This window comes from Frateuria sp. GZRe14, assembly GCF_051900395.1.
Classification (GTDB): domain Bacteria; phylum Pseudomonadota; class Gammaproteobacteria; order Xanthomonadales; family Rhodanobacteraceae; genus Frateuria_A; species Frateuria_A edaphi.
Genome location: NZ_JBHZGJ010000001.1, coordinates 834215 through 856724, shown reverse-complemented (window position 1 = coordinate 856724; position 22510 = coordinate 834215). Strand labels below are relative to the sequence as shown.

The 22510-nt window shown below is 68.0% G+C and carries 25 protein-coding genes; 12 read left to right on the top strand and 13 right to left on the bottom strand.

The features are described 5' to 3' along the window. Positions 1 to 310: 310 nt before the first annotated feature. The 5 genes from ACFWZ1_RS03815 to ACFWZ1_RS03795 all read left to right on the top strand — a co-directional run bounded on the left by ACFWZ1_RS03815 (position 311) and on the right by ACFWZ1_RS03795 (position 1953). Positions 311 to 493 carry a hypothetical protein gene (locus ACFWZ1_RS03815; protein WP_231323821.1) on the top strand — a complete coding sequence of 61 codons (183 nt, stop codon included), beginning with the start codon at positions 311 to 313 and terminating at the stop codon, positions 491 to 493. Positions 494 to 550: 57 nt separating this feature from the next. Continuing rightward, positions 551 to 784 (top strand): KGG domain-containing protein, encoded by a 234-nt coding sequence (locus ACFWZ1_RS03810; RefSeq protein ID WP_231323819.1) that lies wholly within the window; start codon positions 551 to 553, stop codon positions 782 to 784. A 189-nt stretch (positions 785 to 973) separates the two neighbouring features. After that, positions 974 to 1297, top strand: coding sequence for a hypothetical protein (locus ACFWZ1_RS03805; protein ID WP_231323817.1), 324 nt, complete (start codon positions 974 to 976; stop codon positions 1295 to 1297). 15 nt (positions 1298 to 1312) lie between these two features. Next, positions 1313 to 1519 carry a DUF2795 domain-containing protein gene (locus tag ACFWZ1_RS03800; protein ID WP_439665495.1) on the top strand — a complete coding sequence of 69 codons (207 nt, stop codon included), beginning with the start codon at positions 1313 to 1315 and terminating at the stop codon, positions 1517 to 1519. A 146-nt stretch (positions 1520 to 1665) separates the two neighbouring features. Continuing rightward, a complete protein-coding gene (locus ACFWZ1_RS03795; protein ID WP_231323813.1) occupies positions 1666 to 1953 on the top strand; it encodes a KGG domain-containing protein in 288 nt (95 codons plus the stop codon). 177 nt (positions 1954 to 2130) lie between these two features. Here the strand turns inward: ACFWZ1_RS03795 and murD are convergent, their stop codons facing one another. From murD to ACFWZ1_RS03760, 7 genes are all read right to left on the bottom strand, one after another. After that, positions 2131 to 3489: a UDP-N-acetylmuramoyl-L-alanine--D-glutamate ligase gene (gene murD / locus ACFWZ1_RS03790; protein WP_439665494.1), complete on the bottom strand. Its 1359-nt coding sequence runs from the start codon at positions 3487 to 3489 to the stop codon at positions 2131 to 2133. Continuing rightward, positions 3489 to 4814, bottom strand: a complete 1326-nt coding sequence (gene murL / locus ACFWZ1_RS03785; RefSeq protein ID WP_439666865.1) for a UDP-N-acetyl-alpha-D-muramoyl-L-alanyl-L-glutamate epimerase — start codon at positions 4812 to 4814, stop codon at positions 3489 to 3491. Before murL ends, murD begins: the two co-directional genes overlap by 1 nt. Positions 4815 to 4819: 5 nt before the next feature. Further along, positions 4820 to 5056 (bottom strand): DUF559 domain-containing protein, encoded by a 237-nt coding sequence (locus ACFWZ1_RS03780; RefSeq protein WP_439665493.1) that lies wholly within the window; start codon positions 5054 to 5056, stop codon positions 4820 to 4822. After that, positions 5004 to 5222 (bottom strand): endonuclease domain-containing protein, encoded by a 219-nt coding sequence (locus tag ACFWZ1_RS03775; protein ID WP_439665492.1) that lies wholly within the window; start codon positions 5220 to 5222, stop codon positions 5004 to 5006. Before ACFWZ1_RS03775 ends, ACFWZ1_RS03780 begins: the two co-directional genes overlap by 53 nt. A 39-nt stretch (positions 5223 to 5261) precedes the next feature. After that, positions 5262 to 7835 (bottom strand): bifunctional aspartate kinase/diaminopimelate decarboxylase, encoded by a 2574-nt coding sequence (locus tag ACFWZ1_RS03770; protein WP_439666864.1) that lies wholly within the window; start codon positions 7833 to 7835, stop codon positions 5262 to 5264. 353 nt (positions 7836 to 8188) lie between these two features. After that, complete coding sequence (locus ACFWZ1_RS03765) at positions 8189 to 9703, bottom strand: fumarate hydratase (RefSeq protein ID WP_231323807.1); 1515 nt, start codon at positions 9701 to 9703, stop codon at positions 8189 to 8191. A gap of 161 nt (positions 9704 to 9864) precedes the next feature. Then, the gene (locus tag ACFWZ1_RS03760) at positions 9865 to 10521 is read right to left on the bottom strand and encodes an outer membrane beta-barrel protein (RefSeq protein ID WP_439665491.1); all 657 of its coding nucleotides are present in this window, start codon (positions 10519 to 10521) and stop codon (positions 9865 to 9867) included. Positions 10522 to 10659: 138 nt separating this feature from the next. Here ACFWZ1_RS03760 and ACFWZ1_RS03755 point away from each other — a divergent pair, with 138 nt between their 5' ends. The 7 genes from ACFWZ1_RS03755 (at position 10660) to ACFWZ1_RS03725 (ending at position 17453) form a co-directional block, all read left to right on the top strand. Next, complete coding sequence (locus ACFWZ1_RS03755) at positions 10660 to 11535, top strand: PhzF family phenazine biosynthesis protein (RefSeq protein WP_439665490.1); 876 nt, start codon at positions 10660 to 10662, stop codon at positions 11533 to 11535. Between the two features lie 144 nt (positions 11536 to 11679). After that, positions 11680 to 12999, top strand: coding sequence for an APC family permease (locus tag ACFWZ1_RS03750; protein ID WP_439665489.1), 1320 nt, complete (start codon positions 11680 to 11682; stop codon positions 12997 to 12999). A gap of 147 nt (positions 13000 to 13146) precedes the next feature. Continuing rightward, positions 13147 to 13674, top strand: coding sequence for a (2Fe-2S)-binding protein (locus tag ACFWZ1_RS03745; RefSeq protein ID WP_439665488.1), 528 nt, complete (start codon positions 13147 to 13149; stop codon positions 13672 to 13674). Further along, positions 13671 to 15923 carry a molybdopterin cofactor-binding domain-containing protein gene (locus tag ACFWZ1_RS03740; RefSeq protein WP_439665487.1) on the top strand — a complete coding sequence of 751 codons (2253 nt, stop codon included), beginning with the start codon at positions 13671 to 13673 and terminating at the stop codon, positions 15921 to 15923. Before ACFWZ1_RS03745 ends, ACFWZ1_RS03740 begins: the two co-directional genes overlap by 4 nt. Positions 15924 to 16215: 292 nt before the next feature. Continuing rightward, positions 16216 to 16542 carry a nucleotide pyrophosphohydrolase gene (locus ACFWZ1_RS03735; protein WP_439665486.1) on the top strand — a complete coding sequence of 109 codons (327 nt, stop codon included), beginning with the start codon at positions 16216 to 16218 and terminating at the stop codon, positions 16540 to 16542. A 249-nt stretch (positions 16543 to 16791) separates the two neighbouring features. Then, a complete protein-coding gene (locus ACFWZ1_RS03730; protein WP_439665485.1) occupies positions 16792 to 17025 on the top strand; it encodes a hypothetical protein in 234 nt (77 codons plus the stop codon). 62 nt (positions 17026 to 17087) lie between these two features. Continuing rightward, a complete protein-coding gene (locus ACFWZ1_RS03725; protein WP_231323790.1) occupies positions 17088 to 17453 on the top strand; it encodes a hypothetical protein in 366 nt (121 codons plus the stop codon). Positions 17454 to 17693: 240 nt separating this feature from the next. On the opposite strand, the gene ACFWZ1_RS03720 is transcribed toward ACFWZ1_RS03725, so the two are convergent. From ACFWZ1_RS03720 to def, 6 genes are all read right to left on the bottom strand, one after another. Further along, positions 17694 to 18299 (bottom strand): flavodoxin family protein, encoded by a 606-nt coding sequence (locus ACFWZ1_RS03720; RefSeq protein ID WP_231323788.1) that lies wholly within the window; start codon positions 18297 to 18299, stop codon positions 17694 to 17696. 80 nt (positions 18300 to 18379) lie between these two features. After that, positions 18380 to 18661, bottom strand: coding sequence for a hypothetical protein (locus tag ACFWZ1_RS03715; protein WP_439665484.1), 282 nt, complete (start codon positions 18659 to 18661; stop codon positions 18380 to 18382). Positions 18662 to 18729: 68 nt separating this feature from the next. Beyond that, positions 18730 to 19893 carry an acyltransferase family protein gene (locus ACFWZ1_RS03710; protein WP_439665483.1) on the bottom strand — a complete coding sequence of 388 codons (1164 nt, stop codon included), beginning with the start codon at positions 19891 to 19893 and terminating at the stop codon, positions 18730 to 18732. Next, positions 19886 to 20638 carry a queuosine precursor transporter gene (locus ACFWZ1_RS03705; RefSeq protein WP_231323782.1) on the bottom strand — a complete coding sequence of 251 codons (753 nt, stop codon included), beginning with the start codon at positions 20636 to 20638 and terminating at the stop codon, positions 19886 to 19888. Before ACFWZ1_RS03705 ends, ACFWZ1_RS03710 begins: the two co-directional genes overlap by 8 nt. 69 nt (positions 20639 to 20707) lie before the next feature. Beyond that, positions 20708 to 21868 (bottom strand): erythromycin esterase family protein, encoded by a 1161-nt coding sequence (locus ACFWZ1_RS03700; protein WP_439665482.1) that lies wholly within the window; start codon positions 21866 to 21868, stop codon positions 20708 to 20710. Between the two features lie 56 nt (positions 21869 to 21924). Continuing rightward, positions 21925 to 22461 carry a peptide deformylase gene (gene def / locus ACFWZ1_RS03695; RefSeq protein WP_231323778.1) on the bottom strand — a complete coding sequence of 179 codons (537 nt, stop codon included), beginning with the start codon at positions 22459 to 22461 and terminating at the stop codon, positions 21925 to 21927. Between the last annotated feature and the right edge of the window lie 49 nt (positions 22462 to 22510).

The window sequence follows — 22510 nt, the reverse complement described above, 5'->3', positions numbered from 1 at the left end:
GGATGCTGCCCGCCGTGCCCGGCGCCCTGCCCGCCAACCACGCAGCCACCCGCCTGGTCGCGCCTGTAGTTCTTTCCCGGGCAACGCAAATTTTCAGGCACCCGCCGAGCGCCGAGCAGCGAAACCCCGGAGCCCGCGGCGCGCCTGGTTCTGGCATCGCTGATGCAGTCCCTTGGCTGCCTGACACCGGCGCGCTGGTGTTCGAGCCGGTCATCACGCGCGGGAGCTGGTCAGCGATCCCGCCAGGCCGGACAGCGCGACGATCAGGGCGCAGGCAACAGCCACCACGATCCAGCACGGGAGCCGACCGATGAGAGACAGACAGCAAAACGAGCGCGACCAGCAACCTTCGAAACAGGCCCATGGCAGCGGCAGGGGCGACATGACCGTCCGCGAGGCCGGCCAGAAGGGCGGCCACAAGGGCGGGCAGCGCGAACGCGAGCTGGTCGAAAAGGGCCGCGAGGCCGAGGACCGCGACGGCCGCCGCCACTGATCGGCCTGCATGGCGACCACCACCGCACTTCCTTCGCATCGAAGCCAGGAGACGGGCATGAAGCATCAGAACGACGACAGGGGCGGCATGACCGTCCGCGAAGCCGGCCAGAAGGGCGGCGAGATCCGCAAGGCACAGCTCGGTCCCGAAGGCTATTCGGCGATCGGCAGGAAAGGCGGCGAAGCACGCCGGGAGGCACTCGGATCCGAGGGTTACTCGGCACTCGGTACGAAGGGCGGCCACCGCGTCCGCGACCTGATCAACAAGGGCAAGCAGAGCGAGGGCAACTGACACCAGGCAGGCGCTCCACCCACGCGCGCAAGGCTGGCAGTTCTTTCCACCGGCAGGCGCAAATTACACGCCCCGCCATCCGCCTCCCGGCCCGCAACCGGCGCGGCTTGGCTTCTTGCGCGGTGGCATACGGGTTGCAACGCATGCCCAGCCCCTGGCGGGCGCTCCCCATCAACCCGGAGACAGACCATGGCAAACAACGAACGCAACAACCACACCCCATCCAGTCCCAGAGGCAGCGGCGACATGACCGTGCGTGAAGCCGGCCAGAGGGGCGGCGAGATCCGCAAGGGACAGCTCGGTCCCGGGGGCTATTCGGACCTCGGCCACCAGGGCGTGGAGGCCTTGCGCGAGCAGCGTGGCCCGAACGCGATGAGCGAAATCGGCCGTGAAGGCGGCGAAACCCGCAAGGAACAGCTCGGTCCGGAAGGTTATTCCGAACTGGGCGCCAAGGGCGGGCAGCGCGTGCGCGACCTGATCAACAAGGGCAAGGAATCCGAGAACGGCGAGTAATCGCGGAGGTTCACCATGACACGAGGTTTGGGAGGCAATTCGCCGGCCAACGTGCAGCAGTTTCTGTCTGGCGTGGAGTACCCGGCCGGGAAGCGGGACCTGATCGACGCCGCACGCCGCAATGACGCGCCCGAGGAGGTGATGCGGACCCTCCGCGAGCTGCCCGGGGACAACTATGGCGGTCCGCAGGACGTGATGAAGGGCTATGGCGACATGGAGTAACCCCGTCGGCATGACTGTTCGCCACGGACTCCGCCGATGAGGCCGCCACGCGGGCGAGCGGGTCGACGCGGCAGGCATCCCGGACACCGGAACCATTGGAGCCCGCGTGGGCTCCACCATCTACTGCCAACCGAGAGGTGCGAACCATGGCAAGCAACAAGAACACCGGCAACATGACCGTGCGCGAGGCCGGCCAGAGGGGCGGCGAAATCCGCAAGGAACAGCTCGGTCCCGAGGGCTACTCGCAGATGGGCAAGAAAGGCGGCGAGACGCGCAAGAGCCAGCTGGGACCGGAAGGCTATTCGGCGCTCGGCAAGAAGGGCGGCGAGGCCCGCAAGGAGGAGCTCGGTTCCGAGGGTTACTCGGAGTTGGGCACCAAAGGGGGTCATCGCGTCCGCGACCTGGTGAACAAGGGCAGGGAATCGGAGGGCTAGCGCGACCTCGCGACCCGGTTGGCGGCGATGCCTGGCACGCCGCTTTGCCCGAATTCCCACACGCTTGTCGGCCCTCTCCCGACGGGGGAGCAAACCTCGCGCTGTCGCTCCGACGTCGGCGACTGGGCGTTCACCCCAAGGTAGGTCGAAGGCCGATCGAAGTGATCCCGCATCCGTTCAGGCGACGCCAAGTCCTTCGATGCCGCTGATCGCCTGACCATCGAATCCGGCCAGTTCGGCAAAGCGCCGGCCACGTTCGGCGTAGTCGTGGAACTGGTCGAAACTCGGCGCGCCGGGCGACAGCAGCACCACGCCGCCCGCGGGCGTCAACGCCCTGGCCCGTTCCACCGCCTCGTCAAGCGAAGCCACCAGCACGACCTCGCCCACCGCTTGTGCTTCGCCCAGCGCCGAGGCGATGCGCGGCCCGTTGGCACCCTGCGCCACGATCGCCAGGCCGGCCTGGTCGCTCACCGCTTCGACGAACTCCGACCAGTCCAGCCCGCGATCGTGCCCACCCACGATGACGGTGACCTCGCGCCCCTCCAGGCTCGCCAGGGCCGCCAGCGTCGCCTGCGGCGTGGTGCTGATCGAGTCGTTGATCCACGAGCGGCCGTCGCGCTCGCCCAGCGGTTGCAGGCGGTGCGGCAGTGCGTGGAAATGCGCCAGCGCCGGCGCCGCTGCGCGCGCGTCGTGCCCCATCGTCTCCAGCGCGGCCAGCGCAGCGCAGGCGTTGAGCGCGTTGTGCTGGCCGGGCACCGGCAGCCCGGCCGTGTCGAAGATGCGCTCGCCGCCGCGCCGGATGAACCCATCGTCCACGTGCCAACCCTCGGGCGTCCCGAACAGCACGCGCCGCGGGTGCTCCGCCGTGTGGTCGAGCAGCGTCTCCTGCATGCCGTTCACCAGCAGCGTGCGCGCCGCCCGCGCGAGCTTGAGCTTGTCGGCGACATAGCGCTCGCGCGAGCCGTGCCAGTCGAGGTGTTCCTCGTACAGGCTGGTGATCACGCCCAGCGGCAGCGGCCCTGCCTCGCTGGTCTGGAAACTGGACAGCTCCACTGCCCACAGCTGCGCCTGTACGTCGAGCAGTTCCAGCAGCGGTAGCCCGATATTGCCGGCCAGCGCCGTACGCACGCCCAGCGACCGGGCCAGATGCGCGATCAACGCCGTGGTCGTGCTCTTGCCCTTGGTGCCGGTCACCGCCACCACCGGCGCCTGTGGCTGCTCGGCAAACCACAGCGCGGTACCGGAGGTGAAGCGCGTGCCGCTGGCCTGTGCACCGAGCAGCGCCGGCTTGTAGGCGGAAATGCCCGGCGATTTCACCACCACGTCGAAGCCGCCCAGCGCGACCGCGTCGGGCTCCTCGGCACGCACCAGCAACGCCGGATCGAACGCCTGCGCCGCGGCCACCTCCGCGGCGCCGCAGAAGAGCGTGAGCGGCAACTGCGGCAGGCGTGCGTGCAAGGCCGCAATCGCCGCCCTGCCCTCGCGGCCGAAGCCCCAGATGGCCACGCGCTGGCCGGCCAGGTCGGCGATGCGCATCAGCCGATCGCCTCCAGCGCGCGCTGCAGCCGGGCCGGCACGCGATGTTCTTCCGACGGCGTGAGCCAGGGCTCGAGCGCCAGCCGGGAGCGGTCCAGTTGCGGCAGGATCTCGCGGATGAACCGGGCGACCAGCGCGTCCTCCTGCCATTCCGAACGCTGGCTCAGTGCGTACATCGCCGCGCGCGCCTCGGCACCCTCACCGACGCACTCGAACGGCTTGTGGTCCTGGTATTCCAGGAGGGCATCGAAACCGGCCGCCTGGCTTTCGTCATCCAGCAGGTTGCGCCCGAAGATCGAAAGCAGCCGCGGCTTGGGCAGGAACGGCGCGAGCGCCAGGAACACGAAATGGCACTTCGGGCACTGCCCGCACCAGCGGTCGGCCGGCTTGGGCCCGAGGATGCGGAAGTTGCGGTTGCAGCTGGAGAAGGCGTCGAAGTACGGCGTGAGGCGCGCGAAGGCGCGCGTGATCGCCAGTTCCGACCAGGGCCGCAACAGCGAGCAGTAGTCCAGGTCCGCGGCCACGTGGGTGTGCAGCCAGTCCGAGAGCAATACCTCGAAGGCGAAACCCTTGCTCCACTGGTGGTTCACCTGCTGGCCCTCGTACTCCAGCGTCGCGGCCGAAGCGGAGCGCTCGTTGGCGAAGGCGATCGAGTCGTAGCCGTAGAGGATCGCCGCCAGCGCCAGGATCGCCGAGTTCACGGCGGTCACCGGGATATGGCCGTTCCAGGCACCCAGGCGGTTGAGTTCGAACAGCACGGGCGAGAGTTCGCGCTGGATGTTGAGCGTCGGCAGTCCGGTGCGCTCGGCGCAGGCGGCGATCAGCGGGGAATTGCCCACCCATACCGCGGTGGCCTCGCCGCCGATCGACTTGATCGCCTCCACCGCGACCAGCGAGTCCTTGCCGCCGCCGATGGGGACGAGGGTGCGTTTGGGCAGGTCGAGGGCAGGCGCTGCGGATGACGTGGCGGCGCCGCGCGGGAACGCGATGCGCCCGCGCAGGTCCAGGCCATTGCGATAGGCGAATTCGGCCAGTCCGTGCAGATACAACGCATCGGCCAGGTCGGCCGTGGCCTCGTCCAGCGGTTCGATGCCGATCTTCGGCGGCACGCCCGCCTTGTAGTAGCTCACGCCGGCGATCAAATGCAGCAGCTTCAGCGCCGCGTCGAACGCCTGCTGGCGCTCGGCTGGCACCGTGGGAGCGTCCGGGAAGCGGATACGCTCGATCATTTCCTCGCCCTGGTCGAAGGCGTAGGCCAGCTCGGCCACGCCGTCGGCATAGCTGGCCCGCACGAAGCGGAAGCTGTGGGTGAGGCGCGGGTTGATCGTCGTCACTCGTTTATCTCTCCGTCGTGCGGGCTCCCGCTTCCCTTAGGGAATGGCTGTGAGGGGCTGGGGCTCGTCAAAGCCTCCATCGGCACCTCGAGCACGCTCTCGATGTTCGTCAGTACGTCATTGTTCCAGAAACGCAGCACGCGGTAGCCCTTGGATGGGAGGTGGCGTGTGCGTGCGTCGTCATAGTGCTGTTGCTCCAAGTGCTGGCCGCCATTCAGTTCCACGATCAACATTTGCCTCGATGCAGACAAAGTCGACCACGTACCGATCGACCTCATGCTGTCGGCGAAACTTGCAGCCGTCCCACTGCCAATTCCTCAGGCGGTACCAGAGTGCCGTCTCGGCGTCGGTCATGCCAAGGCGCAGTCCGGGCGCCCGCTCCACGTTCATGCGTTTCATCGCCTCCCCTCCATGGGCGTCTTTCGCTAGAGCGGCCCCTCACCCTTCCAGGATCACCTCGTCCGCCTCGTCCCGCAGGTTGTACCGCGACGACATCACCTTCCCGTATGCCCCGGCCTGCGCAATCAGCATCACGTCTCCTTCCTGCGCCTCGGGCAGGCGCCGATCGGTACCCAGCACATCGCCCGATTCGCAGATCGGCCCGACCACCTGGAACAGCGCTTCGGCGGGCGCATCCAGCCGCGTAAGGTTCACGATCTCGTGCCAGGCGTCGTACAGGGTGGGGCGGATCAGGCTGTCCATGCCGGCGTCCACGCCGAGGTAACGCAGGCTGCCCTTGCCCTTGATCTGGGTAACGCGAGCCAACAGCACGCCGGCATCGGCGACGAGATAACGCCCCGGCTCCATCCACAGCTGATAATGCGGATAGGCCGCCTTGACCTCGCGCAGCACGCGCTCCAGCGCCGCCATGTCCAGCGGCGCCTCGCCCGGGTGCGAAGGGACGCCCAGGCCGCCGCCGATGTTGAGGAAGGCCACGCTGCCGATGCGTTCGGCCAGGCTCGCCAGCTGCGCGTACACCTCGCCCCAGTGCTTCGGATCGAGCACACCCGAACCCAGATGCGCATGCAGCCCGCGCACGCTGACCTGATGCGTGTCGGCCAGGCGCAGGAAGGCATCGATCTGTTCCACCGGCAACCCGAACTTGCTGCCGTTGCCGCCGGTGCGCACCTTTTCGTGGTGACCCAGCCCGCGACCGAGATCCACCCGCAGCACTATCTCGCGGCCACGGAACAGTTCGCCCCAATGCTCCAGCGGGTGCAGCGCGTCGAGGGTGATCGTGGCGCGCGTAGCCAGTGCGTCGGCGTAATCGGCGCGTCGGGCGAAGTTGGGCGTGAACAGCAGCGGCGCGGTGTCCGGCACGGTCGCCAGCACGGCCTTCAGTTCGCCCGGCGACACACATTCGAAGGCGAAGCCTTCCGCGGCCAGCGCACGCAGGATCGCCGGATGGGTGTTGGCCTTCACCGCGTAGTGCACGCGGTCGACCACGCCCAGCGACTGCATCGCCCGGGCCTGTGCGCGCACGGTGGGCAGGTGGTAGACGTAACGCGGCGTGGCTTCCGCGGCCAGCGCCAGCAGGCGCTCGCGCGCGAACGGATCGCGCCACCAGGCGGCGGCCTGCGCCGCGGCCTCGCCGCTGCCGTACAGCGCCTGCCAGCTCGGGCCGAACAGCGCGCTGTCGTCGGTGCGCAGCGCGCCGGCCGAGATCAGCAGCTCGTGCAGGTGTGGCAGCAGCTCGTCGACCACCGTCTCGTCCACCACGAAGGTGAGGTTGAGATTGTTGGACGACTGCGAGATCAGATGCACGCGCAGCTGGCCGAACTCGGCCAGCACGGTCGAGAGCGTGTGCAGCATCGAACGCATGCCGCGGCCGACCAGGGTGATCGCCGCGCAAGGCGCGATCACCTTGACCCGGCACACCTTGGCCAGATCCGCCGCCAGCGCCGCGACCGCGTCCGAGTCGAGCAGGTTCTCGGTCGGGTCCAGCGACACCGTGACGTTGGTTTCGGCCGAGCCGATCAGGTCCACCGACAGGCCATGCTTCTTGAACTGCGCGAACACGTCGGCCAGGAAACCGACCTGCTGCCACATGCCGACCGACTCCATCGACACCAGCGTCAGCCCCTTGCGCGCGCTGATCGCCTTGACGCTCGGCGCGTGCTCGCGCACCTCCGGGCCGATCACGGTGCCTTCGAGTTCGGGCCGGTTGGTGTCCTTGATCAGCAGCGGCACGCGCGGCTCGCGCAGCGGCGACAGGCAACGCGGGTGCAGCACCTTGGCGCCGGTGGTGGCGATTTCCTGGGCTTCCTCGTAATCCAGACGCTGCAGCAGCCTTGCGCCGGGCACATGGCGCGGGTTGGCGGTGAACATGCCGGCCACGTCGGTCCAGATTTCCACCCGCGAGGCCTTGAGCAGCGCGCCGAAGTACGCCGCCGAGGTGTCCGATCCGCCGCGACCGAGCAACACGGTGCGCCCCTGGTTTTCACGCGCGATGAAGCCCTGGGTGATGAACACCTCGCCCTGCTCAGCCAGCGTCGCGGCCAGGGCCGGATCGGGGTGCGCCTCGACCGTGGCCGAAAGCAGCCGCGTGCGCTCGTTCTGGTTCGGAAGCGCGATCGCGGCCAGGCACTCGCGCGCATCCACCCATTGCGTAGGCAGGCCACTGGCGCTGAGATAGGCCGCGCCCAGTGCGCTGGACATCAGTTCGCCGTGCGCCTGTACCTGCGCCGCCCAGGCCAGTTCGCCCAGCGACGCCGGACCCTCGGCGGCCAGCGCCGCGAGGTCGGCCAGCCGCACCGCGAGCGCATCCGACAACGGCAGCTGCATGTGGCCCAGCAAGTCGTGGTGGCGTTGCGCGATCGCATCGGCCGCCGCCTTGCGTTTGTCCCCGTTGCCCTCGCCGCACAGTTGTTTCAGTGCGTCGGTGATGCCGGTGAGCGCGGACACGACCACCAGCACGCGGGCGCCTTCGGCGCGGCGGCTGGCGATCAGCTCACGGATGTTCTGCCAGCGCGGCAGCGTCGCGACGGACGTGCCGCCGAACTTCATCACGATCCAGGGTTGGCCTGGTACGGGCGCGTCCGCCGGAAGCGGCGCGGGGTTTTGCGGGGTCACGAGGGCTCCATTGCAGTGGTGGCGGAAAACAATCGCGCCAGTGTTGCGCTGCGGCAAGGCGAATGCAATGGATTTTTGATGGCAGCTTTTGGACGTTTAGGCGGCTGAATTATGGAACTTGCCGAGAGCAGCCCCTCCCTCCTCCGGAGAGAGGGGCCGGGTGAGGGGCCGGCCCGGCCTCGGCCTGACCTACGGACCCCGGTCAGTTCGGGTTCCCCGCCAGCCTTGCCCCCTCGCCTCGATCCTCTCCCCGGAGCGGAGAAGATGCGAAGGTATGCGCTGCGCGTAAGGCGTTATTGAACAACGACGGGAATCTTCCCGATCCGCGCCTGCCACTCCCTCGGCCCGGTCTGGTGCACCGAGCTGCCCGCGGAATCGACCGCCACGGTGACCGGCATGTCCTTGACTTCGAACTCGTAGATCGCCTCCATGCCGAGGTCCGCGAAACCCACCACGCGCGAGGCCTTGATCGCCTTGGACACCAGGTAGGCCGCGCCGCCCACGGCCATCAAATACACCGAGCGGTGCTCCTTGATCGCCTCGATCGCCGCCGGACCGCGCTCGGCCTTGCCGACCATGCCCAGCAGGCCGGTCTGCGCCAGCACCTGTCCCGTGAACTTGTCCATGCGCGTGGCGGTGGTGGGGCCCGCCGGGCCGACGACCTCGTCGCGCACCGGATCGACCGGCCCGACGTAGTAGATGAAACGGCCGTTGAAATCGACCGGCAACGGCTCGCCCTTGTTCAGCATGTCGACCATGCGCTTGTGGGCCGCATCCCGACCGGTCAGCAGCTTGCCGTTGAGCAGCAGCACCTCGCCCGGTTTCCAGGTCGCCACTTCCTCGCGGGTGACGGTGTCGAGGTTTACGCGACGCCCCTTGGAGGCGTCGTAGGTGAGCTTCGGCCAGTGTTCCAGCGAGGGCGGATCGAGCATCACCGGACCGGAACCGTCCAGGGTGAAATGCGCATGGCGGGTCGCAGCGCAGTTGGGGATCATCGCCACCGGCAGGTTGGCCGCGTGCGTGGGGTAGTCCTTGATCTTGACGTCGAGCACGGTGGTCAGTCCGCCCAGGCCCTGGGCGCCTATCCCCAATGCATTGACCTTCTCGTACAGCTCGATGCGCAGCTCTTCGACGCGACTGGACGGCCCGCGCGCGATCAGCTCCTGGATGTCGATGTGTTCCATCAACGATTCCTTGGCCAGCAGCATCGCCTTCTCGGCGGTGCCGCCGATGCCGATGCCGAGCATGCCCGGCGGGCACCAGCCGGCGCCCATGGTCGGCACGGTCTTGAGCACCCAGTCGACGATCGAGTCGGACGGATTGAGCATCACGAACTTGGATTTTGCCTCCGAGCCGCCACCCTTGGCGGCGACGATCACGTCCACCGTATTGCCCGGCACGATCGACATGTTGATCACCGCCGGGGTGTTGTCGCGCGTGTTCAGACGCTTGCCGGCCGGATCGGCCAGCACCGACGCGCGCAACTTGTTTTCCGGATGGTTGTAGGCACGCCGCACGCCCTCGTTGACCATGTCTTCCAGGCTCATGGTGGCGTCCCAGCGCACGTCCATGCCGACCTTCAGGAACACGGTGACAATGCCGGTGTCCTGGCACAGCGGCCTGTGGCCCTCGGCGGCCATGCGCGAGTTGATCAGGATCTGCGCCATCGCGTCGCGCGCGGCGGGCGATTCCTCGCGCTCGTAGGCGGCGGCGAGGCTGGTGATGTAGTCGACGGGATGGTAGTAGCTGATGTACTGCAGCGCGTCGGCGACGGACTGGATCAGGTCGTCTTGCTTGATGGTGGTCATGGGCGGCTTTTTCGGCTTCAACGCACCGCCTTGCGCGGCGCACAAGAGCGCTATTGTGCCGCAGCCGGCCGGGCCGGACAAAACAACGGCCGCTCAAGGCGGCCGTCGCGGATCGCTGAATCATGTCCGGACCGGGTCCCGGTCAGGACCCGATCGGTCGATCAGAAGCGGAACTCGGCGGTGACCGTGTACACGCCGATATTGCCGTCGATGCTGCCAAGGTCGGTCTTGGCCTTGCCGTGGTAGTTGTCGTAGTTCAGGCCGAGGCTGAAGTTCGGCGCGAAGTCGTAGCCCACGCCCACGCCGCCGTACCAGCCGTTGCCGTCGGCATCGCCGCTGGCGTATTCGCGGTAGTCCGGCGCGTCGGCGTAGATTTCCTCGTAGCGATAGGAGGCGTCCGCGGTCGAGCGGAACCAGCCGGCACGCGCCGAGACGAACCACTTGTTGCCGAAGGCGTACTTGCCGTTGGCGCCGAGCACCCAGCCGCTGGCTTCGATGTCGGCCTTCTCGTTCACGATGAGCGAAGCGTCTTCGTTCTCGCCGTGGTACTTGGCGACCAGCTTGCCCAGGTCGACGTAGCCACCCTCGACGCCCAGGTCGAAGCCATTGCCGACCTTCCAGGCGTAACCGAAGCGCAGCGCGCCGGCGGTGTCCTTGTCGTCGAGCTTGTAGCCCAGGCCGTCGGTGTGGCCGACGTGGTACTGCGCCTGGCCCACGCCGGCGTTGATGAAGAAGGAGCCATTGGCGTCCGCGGCGGAAGCGGAGGCGGAGGCGGCAACGAGCGCCGCGCCGAGGGCGACGGTCAGAATCTTGTTCATGCTTAGAAATCCCTGTTTTTGTCTTGTTGGTAAAGCCCGGTGGGGTATGCCGGGCGGCGCGCATTTTAGGTGCGCAGGCGATCCGGCGCTGTAGGGGATCACCTACACTCGCCCCTCACTCGTTGATTCGGAACGCCGATGCCGACCTTCGATTTTCTGCAACTGGACGTCTTCGCCTCGCGCCTGCTCGAGGGCAACCCGCTGGCGGTGGTGATCAGCGCGGACGCGCTGGATGGGCCGACGATGCAGCGCATCGCGCGCTGGACGAACCTCTCCGAGACCACGTTCCTGCTGCGTCCCACCCAGCCGGGCGCGGACTATCGCGTGCGCATCTTCACCCCGCGCCAGGAGCTGCCGTTCGCCGGCCATCCCAGCGTCGGGAGCGCCTATGCCGCGATCGAGACCGGCTGCGTGCCGGTGCAATCGGAACTGGTGCAGGAATGCGCCGCCGGCCTGTTGCCGGTAGCCGTGCAGGGCAGCGGCGCCACCCGCACGATCCACGTGCAGGCTCCGCGGGCGCGCATCGACCGCGCCGATGCATCCCTCGCCGCGTCACTTTCCGATGCCCTGGGGGCCGAGCTTCCCGCCACGGCCGTGCATCCGATCGACAACGGCCCGCTATGGCTGGTCTGCGACCTTGGTCAGGCACGTACCGTGCGCGCGCTGGCGCCCGATCTTTCGGCCATCGCAGCGTTGTGCCTGGCGCACGGCGCCGTGGGCGTGAGCGTGTTCGGCGCCGAAGACGGCGGCGACGCGGCGATGGCCGTGCGGGCGTTCTGCCCGGCCGACGGCATCCCGGAAGATCCGGTCACCGGAAGCGCCAATGCGGCCATCGGCGCCTTGCTGCACCACACCGGCGACGTGGCGCGCTACGGCGGCCGCTACGTCGCCAGCCAGGGCCGCGAAGTGGGCCGGGACGGGCGCGTAGCGGTGGCCATCGACGAGGCGTCCGGCACCGTCACCATCGGTGGCCAGTGCGCGATCGGCGTGCGCGGGACGTTCGCGATCGATTGATCCCGCGCGGACGGCGCCATCGTCGCAGCCGAAAACACGCACGGGGCGGGCGACTGAAGCTGCTCCGACGGGGCCTTTCGCGGTCCAGCGCTTGCCCGGGGTACGCCGCACCGGCGATGCTCCCCGCTCTTTCAGGGGAATAGCATGGACACAGGCAACCACGCACCGCAGGGCTACCGGCGCAGCCTGGGCCCCTGGGATGCCGCCCTCGTCGTGGTCGGCGGCATCATCGGCGGTGGCATCTTCCTCAACCCGGGCATCGCCGCTCAGCGCACCGAATCGGGCCTGGCGCTGCTGCTGGCCTGGATCGGCGCGGGGCTGCTCACGCTGGTGGGCGCGCTGTGCTACGCCGAGCTCGGCGCGCGCCGGCCACAGGCGGGCGGCACCTATGTCTACCTGCGCGAAGCATTCGGGCCGCTCGCGGGATTCCTGTTCGGCTGGACCATGCTGCTGGTGATCTACTCCGGCTCGACGGCGGCGGTCGCCACCATCTTCGCCAGCTACACGGTCGCGGCCTTCGCCCTGCCGGCGTCGGCTGCGCTGCCGCTGACCGTGGGCGCGCTGGTGTTCGTGGCGCTGGTCAACCTGTTCGGGCTCAAGCTGGGTGCGCAGGTGCAGAACCTGTTCGCGCTGCTCAAGCTGCTGGCCGTTGCGGTGCTGGTGGCGTGCGGGCTGTACCTGGCGGGGGCACACGCACCGGCCGCGCTGGCGGTCGATCCGGCGCGCGCCGGCGTGGGGTTCATGGGCGCGGCGCTGCCGGTGCTGTTCGCCTACTCGGGCTTCACCTATCTCAACAACCTCGCCGGCGAGATCGACGCGCCACAGCGCAACCTGCCGCGCGCGCTGCTGATCGGCATGCTGGTGGTGATCGGCGCCTACGCGCTGGTCAACCTCGCCTATCTCGCCGTGCTCGGGCACGCGGGACTTGCCGCCAGCACCGCGCCGGCCGCGCAGGTGATGGACCGCATGTTCGGTCCCATCGGCGCGCGGCTGATGGCGGTGGGCATCGCCATCTCCACGCTGGGCTTCTGCAACATCACGCTGGTCGCCGGCGCGCGCGTGCTGCAGGTGATGGGAGCGGACGGGCTCTTCTTCGGCGCCGTGGCCCGGCTGCATCCGCGCCATCGCACGCCCAACGTCGCGCTGGCCGCGCTTTCGGCCTGGGCGATCGTGCTGGCGCTGTCGGGCAGCTACGGCGCCCTGCTGGACTACGCCACCTTCGGCGACTGGCTGGCCTGCGCGGTCGGCGTGGCGACATTGTTCTGGTACCGCCGCCATGACCGGGGCGAAGTGCCTTTCCGTGTCCCCGGCTACCCGCTGTTGCCGCTGCTGTTCGTCGCCGCGATCGGTGCGGTGGTGATCGCGACCATGCGCGACAACCCCCGCAACGCCGGCATCGGCGTGCTGATCATGCTGGCCGGCGTGCCGGTGTATTACGTGTGGCGCCGCAAGGCTCGTCCGTAGGCCCCCCGTGGCCGGTTCCTGCTTCGCCAAAGCGGCCCTGCAGGCGCGAATGCCGCACCCGGCGGCGCCTGAACGCCTCACCCTCCCCCGGCTGCCTCATCACCCGCGCGATGCCACAATAGGCGACCCTCGCGTGGAGATCCTCCGATGCAGCAAGCGCAAGCCCAGGGCCTGCCGCCCGCCACCACCGGCGACATCACGCCGGAACCGGTGCGCGAGGGCATCGACCTGATCGTCAACGGCGAGCGCTTCCGGCACACCGGCGATCCGCTGATGCCGCTGCTTTGGTACCTGCGCGACGTCTTGCGCCTGACCGGCACCAAACTCGGCGATGCGCACGGCGAGGACGGCTACGACCTGGTACTGGTCAACGGCAAGGCGGTCTCGGCAATCAAGCGGCCGATGGCCAAGCTCGCCGGCGCCCGCGTCACCACCGTCGAGGGCCTGGCGCACTCCGATGGCAGCCTGCACCCGCTCCAGCAGGCCTTCATCGACGAGGACGCGATCGGCTGCGGCTATTGCACGCCCGGCTGGCTGATCGCCGGCATCGACCTGCTTACGCGCAAGCCCAAACCCTCCGACGAGGACATCGACAAGCTGCCCAACCGCTGCCGCTGCGGTGTGCAGACGCGTGTGCGCCGCGCGATCAAGCGCGCCGCCGGAGCGAAGGCATGAGCGGCACCCTGCAGGTTTCGCGCCGTCGCTTTCTCAAGGTGATCGCCGGCACCGCCGGTGCACTGGTCGTTGGCGTTGGATACGCCAAGGCCGAGGTGCCGATCCCACCCGCCATGCTCGGCGACGACTTCGGCCAGCTCGGCGCCTACGTGCGCATCGATCGCGACGGCAACGTGCTGATCGGCGCGCGCGACCCGGACACCGGCACCGGCACCGCCACCGCGCTGCCACGCATCCTCGCCGAGGAGCTGGATGCCGACTGGACCCGCGTCACCGTGGTGCCGCTGGGCCTGGGCGTCGAGGCAAAGGACGGCAAGCCGGTGTGGACGTACGGTCACCAGCGCAGCGGCACCGGGGACTCGATTCCCGCCGCATGGGCCGACCTGCGCCAGGCTGGCGCGCTGGCGCGCTGGCTGATTACCCAGGCCGCCGCGCGACGCCTGGGCATCGCCGCCGACCGGCTGCGCTGCGAAGCCGGGATGGTGGTCACGCTGGACGGTCGGCGCTTCCCTTACGGCGCACTGGTCGAGGCGGCCAGCAAGATCGATCCGCCCAACGCACCGCTTCCGCTGAAACCGCCGCAGCGTTACACGCTGGTCGGCCAGCCCGCCGGCGACGTCGACGCACGGCGCATCGTCACCGGCCAAACCCGCTACGCGCTCGACACGCATTACGCCGACGCACTGGTCGCCGTGCTCGCGCAGTGCCCCTGGCCCGACGGCAGCCTGGCCAGCATCGAGACCGCCCCGGCGCTGGCGATCAAGGGCGTGGTCAAGGTAATGCCGATCAACCCCGAGGCCGGCGTGCTGCCCGGCGAAACCGCGATCGCCCCGGCCGTCGCCGTGCTGGCCGAGAACACCTGGGCGGCGCTGCGTGGCCTGGCTGAACTCAAGATCGAATGGAAGCCCGGCGCCCACAGCGCCGAGCAGGACAGCGGCAAGCTCGAAACACAGGCCCTCGCCCTGCTCGACACCGACAGCGCACCCACTACCCGCCTGCGCGACGAGGGCGACCTCAAGGCCGCCAGCCGCAAGGCCGCGCGCCGCGTCGAGGCCACCTACATGCAACCCTGGCTGGCCCACGCCACGCCCGAACCGATGAACTGCCTGGTGCGCCTGGACAAGGACCAGGCCACGCTGGTCGTGCCCACCCAGTCGCCGAAACAGGCCTGGTCCGTAGTGCAGCGCCTCACCGGCCTGGCGCCGGACAGGATCGCCATCGAGGTTCCGCGCGTGGGCGGCGGCTACGGCCGCCGGCTCGACCACGACTACGTCGCCGAGGCGGTGATGCTCGCCAAGGCCGTCGACAAGCCCGTCCGCCTGATGTGGACCCGCGAGCAGGGCCTGACGCACGACTACTACCGCTCCGGCACCGTGCACAAGATCAAGGCGATCATCGGCCGCAAGCGCAAGCTCATCGCCTGGGACCAGCGCATGGCCAGTGCGTCCGCGCTCGCCGGCCGCGGCGTCGCCGCCGACCGGCTGTGGACGTCCGAGGTCGCCGCCGACCAGCTGCCCGCCGGCCTGGTGCCCGCCTACCGCAACGATTGGTACAGCCTCGCCTCGGCGATGCCGCGCGGCCCGTTCCGCGGCGAGCCGCACGTCACCAATGCCTTCGCGGTCGAGAGCTTCATCGACGAGATCGCCCACACCCTGCGCGAAGACCCGCTGGATACCCGCCTGCGCCTCCTCGGCGATGCGCGCCAGATGCCGCTGGCCGGCGGCGGCATGCTCGACGTCGGCCGCCTGCTCAACGTGCTCAAGCTGGTCACCGACCGCATCGACTGGAAGAACTGGCTGCACAACGTCAACGGCATGGGTCTGGCCTGCTGGCACGTCGACGGGGCCTACGTCGCCCACGCCATCGAAGTGGCGATGCACGGCGAGAAGCTCGAGATCGTGCGCGCGGTCTGCGCCGCTGACGTCGGCCGCGTGATCAATCCGCTGGGCCTGCAAGGCCAGATCGCCGGCGCGACTCTCGACGCGTTGTCCAACGCGCTCAATCCGGCCATCACCTTCAAGAACGGCCAGGTCCAGCAGCAGAACTTCAAGGACTACCCACTGGCCAGCATGGCCCAGCTGCCGAACGACGTGGAAGTCATCCTCGTCCCCAACGACCGCGCCCCCACCGGCGCGAGCTTCCTGGCCATGCCCACTGCGGCCCCCGCCCTCGCCAACGCCGTCTTCCGCGCCACCGCCGTCCGCGTACGCCGCCTGCCGCTGATGAAGGAACTGCTGCGGATGCTCTGAGCCCTGGCGGCGTTGTTGTGGCCATCAGGTTCATCGCGTACCACATCATCTGGTCGGTCGCGCTGTTCCATCTTGGTCGCGTGTCACTGCTTCTTCTTACGCTGGCGCAGTATCCGCGAGACCTAGACGCGCAACGTCACGCCAATCGAATCTCGCTCGTTGGCACTCTCGTACTTGTCTTGGCTTGGTCGGCTGTTGCCATCTACAACAACGCTCTTGGCGCCCATGCCTAACATCTCATTCGAGGCGGACGACTACGCCACCGCTCAACTCCACAGTGAGGCAGCATGAAATGCACTTCAGCAATCTCGAACAAGCAGCGCTGCGTCTCAACGAACTCTATGAACAGTTCGAGGTCAAGCGCTGGGGGCGCGTCTGGACCACCCAAGAGGTCGCGCTCGGCTTCATGGGAGATGTGGGCGATCTTGCAAAGTTGATTCAAACCCATGTGGGGGTCCGCACGATCGAAGATCATCGGGCGAAACTCGGCCATGAATTGTCGGACTGCCTTTGGTCAATTATCGTCTTGGCTAACAAATGCGGTATCGATCTAGAGGCAGAATTCGTCAGGAACACCCGTGAAATATCGGAATACGTATCGGGCGAGCTCGCGAAATAAACGGTAACCGCGCAACAGTTCGTCCACGCTCAAGTGCTAGGCGCTCAATTGTGAGTACGCAGGAAAGATCTCCTGTTCTTCGACAAGAGCCTTAAGCGCAACCTGCAAGGTAAGGAGCTGGACACCCGACAGATTGCTCGATCCATCGCACAACTTCGCCATGCCTCTGAGGCATTTCCTTTGAATCCTGCACCCCGCCCACCGAAGCCGTTTACCGATCCACTCACCGTGCGGGTTGTTGGCGGGGTCTTGCTGTTGATCGCGGCAGCTGGCTTGATGATTGGCGTAAACGCGCTCGACACCGGTTGCATTCGCCTCATGCGGGGGCGGCACGGCCCGGGCGTCCTGCACTGCGTTCCGGAGTCGTCGTACTGGATCGCCACTATGCTGTCGCTGGCCCTGGGCATCGCCGTCGCGATTGGCGGCTTGAAATTCCTGCGCCACGCACGCAGCGCGCGCGACGTCCATGCTGCCCGTCGCTGAGGATTCGTCCGGGCCGATGCCGCTTCGCGACGACGCCTGGATCTGATTGGGGAGAAGGTCGAATGATTGCAATGTTCGTTTTTTTTGCCATGTCGGCAGCGACGCCGCAGCTTGGCTTTGATCAGGCCAAGGCGCTTGCGGATAAAAACGAAGCGTCCCTGGATCGCGCGATGAGTTCCCGGCTGCTTGGGGCGCAGGGCAAGGCACTGGAGGCGGCGATGACCGCTTGCGCCCGCCCGGATGCGGACGTTTCGAAGTTCACGGTGGTCTTGTCGTTGAACGCTGACGGCTCGACCGAAGCAAGCTGGCTCCAGGGGACGACAGCGCTGGCAAAGTGCGTGCAATCGGAACTGGCCGGTGCCGGGCTTGCGGGCCGCTGGCCTACGCCTTTCTACACATCGTTCGAGCTGTCGTTCGATAAGCCCTGAAGGTTGTAGGCATCAACGTCGTTGCTCTTCTGATGGCGCTGTAGCTCTTGCGCCAGACGCCCCGCTTGCCGCCTGACGATTCGCCCAAGCCCATGCCGGTGCCTGACACCGCTTAAGCGTCCCGACGGCACGCACGCCACGGGCTGTGTCGCGGGAAGTGCTGCCTTACGCCGCTGCGAGCTCTTGGGTCCCGGTATGCCGAAAGCTGGATAGCCGGATTGCAGTCATCCACCCGCTGCCCTACCGCGTGGGCGGATACGGTTTGTCCCGCAACAACGCCGCCAGGTGCGCCGCGTTGCACGCCTGCGTCTGGATCGCCCCGGCCAGCGCCTTGGGTGTCTGGTCGAGGTCGATGTAGTTCTTCTTGTGCATGGCCTCGCCTACCCAATAGGTCGAGCTGCCGCCCGGGATGGTGAAGCCGACGTCGGCCAATGCCTGGTAGAGCTCGGCGGTGACGTGGTGGGCGCCATCCTCGTTGCCGACGACGCTGACGATGGCGACCTTGCCGAAAGTAGGATAGATGCCGTGCTCGTCGATTTCGCCGAATACGGCATCGAGCCGTTCCAGCACGCGCTTGGCGATACTGGAGGGCTGGCCCATCCAGATCGGAGTGGCGAGGACGAAGATGTTCGCCTCGTCGATGCGCTTGCGGATCGATGGCCATGCATCGCCCGGGCCTTCGTCGGTTTTTACGCCTGGCTTGATGTCGTGGTCGACCGCGCGCTCGTAGGCGGTGCTCACGCCGTAGCCGTCGAGTGCGCGGAGCACCTGATCGAGCAGCTTCTGGGTCGAGGACGGCTGGTTGTCGCGCTTGAGCGTGCAGTTGAGGCCGAAGGCGGAGAGCATGGCGGCTCCTTGGGCAAGCGGGTCCTCCAGTCTGCGCGTGAGGGTGTCGAGTCGGGGTCGGCGCGGCGGGCCTGGTCCTTTCACAATTGGCAGAAGACCTCGGCCATCGCCGAGTCGTCGCGCCTGTAGTGCGGACCGGGACCGTCGAAGTGTCCTTCCAGCAAGGCCAGGTCGGCGATCCCGGCCACGTCGAACAGTCGCTCGGATGGCTCGCCGCCGTTGACCTGCCGTCCGCGCAGCAGTTCGGTGCCGCGGTGTCCCCTGCCGTGGCACTGCGGCTCCACGACGCGCAGGCTGCCGTGGTAGACAAAGCGGACGGGTCGTCGTTCGCGAATGGCCTGGTCGATGAGGAGGCTGGGCATGGGGCGTTTCGGGGCATATCAATCGGGTGGCCAGACGCAAGCCTGCACCCGGCTGCGTGGAAGCCGAGTCACCCCGCCGGCGAAACGGTCTCGACCGGCTCAGTCACTGGACGCAACCAGCGGCCGCGAAGCCAGCGCTCGCACGGCATCGACCAGCACTGCGCAATCAGCACGCCCAGCATCCAGCATGCGGCGAACGCCGGCAGATACCACATGAAACCGGTACGCGCGTCGGCGCCGCTCCAGCGATACAGCCGCATCAGCGCGAACACCACGAACATATGGCTGAGGTAGATCTCGTAACTGAGCCTGCCCCAGCTGCACACCCAGCGCAGGCCCCGCGGCACGGGCGGCGGCTCGCTGCGGAAGGCAAGCAGCAACGCCAGCGTCGAGCCAGTGAGCAGCAGCATCACGCCCTCGTGCAGCAACGGCCACAGCCAGTGGCCGCCCAGCGTGGCGCCAAGTAGGCCGAGCGCACCGCTCCAACGCAGCAGGCGGACGGTGCGCGGCGACACCGGCGCGCCGCGGGCGAACCACAGCGCACCGAGCACGCCGGTAGCGATCGCCGCCATGCCCGGCAGATAGGCCTTCTCCTGCCAGATCTCGTTGCCGTCCAGTGCACCGCGCGTCCACGGCAGCGACAGCGCCAGCAGGAGCAGCAGCGGCACCAGCGCCCAGGTGCGCCTGACCAGCAGGCAAACCAGCGGAAAGCCCAGGTAGAAGGCCTCCTCGATCGACAGCGACCAGAGCACGTCCCAATTGCCCGGCAGATAGCCGGTCTGGCCTTCGTACCAGTTCAGGTGAAGTCCGAGCGCGGCGATCAGCGCCCCGCCCAGCGACTGTCCGGGGCGATGGATGGTGTAGTCCGCCACGCCCAGGCCGTGCAGCGCGGCCAGCACCGCCAGCAGCGCAACCAGGCAAGGCACGATGCGGGCGAAGCGGCGGGCGTAGAAGACGCCCGGCTCGATCCGCGCCAGGCTGCCCCAGCGCTCCAGCGCGTTGCCTGCGATCAGGAAACCGGAGATCACGAAGAACACGAAGACCGCTTCGTAGCCGTTGTAGTTGAGCGCCTGCAGCAACCGTACCGGCAGCACGTCCGCCAGCGCGGAGGCCTTCAGCGGGAGGCGCATCGGCAGACCCAGGTGGTTGAGCAGCACGAACACGATCGCCAGCCCGCGCAGCAGGTCGATGCCTGCATTGCGCGCAGTGGCGGCATGGCGAGGCTCAGCCATAGCGCTTGAGCTCACCCTCGTCCTTGAGGCTGAACGGGGTGAAGTGGGTGTGCTCGTCGTAGGTGTCCACGCCTTCGCGCGACTTGAGGAAGCCGACTACCGCATAGGTGAGCGGCGTGAACACCACTTCCACCGCGACCTTCATCGCCCAGTTGAAGGCGATCACCTTGACGATGGTCTGGCCTTCCCAGATGCCGGTGAAGGCGATCGGGTAAAACGTCAGGCTGTCCACGCCCTGCCCCACCAGGGTCGAGCCGATGGTACGCGTCCACAGCATGCGGCCGCGCGTCCATATCTTCATGCGCGCCAGCACGAAGGAGTTGGCGAAGTCGCCCAGCCAATAGGCAATGATGGATGCCAACGCGATGCGCCAGGTGCCACCGAAGACGATTTCCAGCGCCGGCTGCAGTTGCGCATTGAACGGCTCGCCCGGGCTCGGCGGCATGTGGATGATCGCCTGCGACATCGCCGTGGCGAACAGCATGGCGCCGAAGCCCGCCCAGATCGCGCGTCGCGCCCGGGCGTAGCCGTACACCTCGGTGAGCACGTCGCCGAAAATGTAGCTGGCCGGGAAGAACAGGTTGCCGGCGCCGAAGGACAGCGCGCCCAGTACCGGCAGCGTGATCGTGCAGACCTTGGCCGGCCCGATCAGGTTGGAACACAGCAGCACGGCGACCATGCCGCCGACCAGCAGGTCGTAGTAGCGGAAGCCGCGCATCGGTGCGGCGGGTGTGGATGCGTCCATCGGGCCCCCTGGCGTGTGGCAACGGCGCAGGATAGCGTCAAGCGAGCCTTGGCCGCTGCGGTGCGGAACTCAGGGCCTCGCAACGGCGGCTGATTCCTCGCGCAGCACGATCACCCCGTCCAGCACCTTCGACCAGTCGAGCGTATACGGCGTGCCGTAGGCCAGGGCACGCCCGGAAACCTTGCCCAATGCCCGCAGCTGGCCGCGGTCGAGAAAGCGCAGCGGGGCCCGCTCCGCACGCGCATACGCCACCGCCTCCAGACTACCGGGCGCTGCAGGAACTAAGGGATGCGCAGGGCCTCGACCGCCGACTTGGCCGTAGCTGCCCGCCAAGGCGCTAAAACCCACGGCAGCCGCGTGATCGCCGAAGCTGGCGTGCACATAGCTGCCGAACGGCCGCACGCCCGGCCTTGCACCCTCCAGCGATCTGGCCGCGTGTACGCTCGCGCACCATACGATGAAGCGGGTGCCTGCCGGCCAGCTTGCGCGTATGCGCTCCAGGTTGGCGTACATCGCGCGGTCGCGAAGGCCGCCGGGGTCACCGTCGGCGAACGCCAGGTAGTCGGCGTACGAATCGACCATCGCCCGCACGTCCGGTAAGGCGCCAGCGGGCCGTGCATCGAGCGCCACGCGGATGTCCCGGAGGCACCCACGCAACTGGCTCAGGGCGCGGCCATCGAACGGATGGGCGTCGTCATACGTCCACCGATCATGGCGCCCGATGTGCTGCTCGCAGGTGCGCCGGCGGCTGCCGGCCAGCACCCCCGCCAGCACCTGAGGCAGCCGCTGCTGCGCGTAGTACGCCGTGATACCGCCGACTTGGGGGTCCAAGCCAGCGACGTAGATGCGGCCCGCCCTGGTCTCCTTGAACAGCCAATCCGCCAGCGGCGCAAAGGACGGATAGCGCGACCAGAGCGCCCCGATCGCGTCGGCGAGTTGCTGGCGGGTGCCCGAGCCCGCGGCCAGGCTGCGCTGTGCCGCGAGCATGTCGTAGAACTGGCTTTCGAACACCACGCCCCGGAAACCGCACTGGGCGACCAGTCGTTCGACCAGTAGGGACTTCACCTGGAGCGTCGTGGCCGCGGCATGGTTGGCGTCCTCGCCGAGCAGCACCACGTCTCTCGAGCACAACGCGTGGATGACGGGGTCCAGTGGCGACGCGGCTGGCGCCGTGTGCGCCCACGACGCCGTCGCCACGATGAAGCACAGGAGGGCCAAGCTCAGTCGCATGCGCATTCCCTTGCAGTTCGCCGACGCCGACGCCGACGCCGGGCCATTATGGCGGGTCAGTCCTCGCGTTCGCCTTGACCGGGGAACAGCACGTCGGTGAAGCCAAACTTGGCGAAGTCGGTGATGCGCGAGGGATACAGGCGCCCGATCAGGTGGTCGCATTCGTGCTGTACCACCCGGGCGTGGAAACCCTCGGCAGTGCGATCGATCGGCTGGCCCTTGGGGTCGATGCCCTGGTAGCGGATCAGCGTGAAGCGGCTCACCGCACCGCGCAGGCCCGGGACCGACAGGCAGCCTTCCCAGCCTTCTTCCATGTCGTGCGAAGCCGGCGTCACCAGCGGATTGAGCAGGATCGTGCGCGGCACGGGTGGGGCGTCGGGATAGCGCTCGGCATGGTCGAAGCCGAAGATCACCAGCTGCAGGTCGACGCCGATCTGCGGTGCGGCCAGGCCGACGCCCCCGGCCGCTTCCATGGTGTCGAACATGTCCTGGATCAGCTGATCCAGCTCGGCGCTGCCGACCATCCCGGGCGGCACGGCGGGGGCGATGCGCGTCAGGCGCGGGTCGCCCATCTTGAGGATGTCGCGGATCATCGGGGGCCTCGCGGTGGATGTCGGTACAGGTTGGCGTGTATGCGCTTCC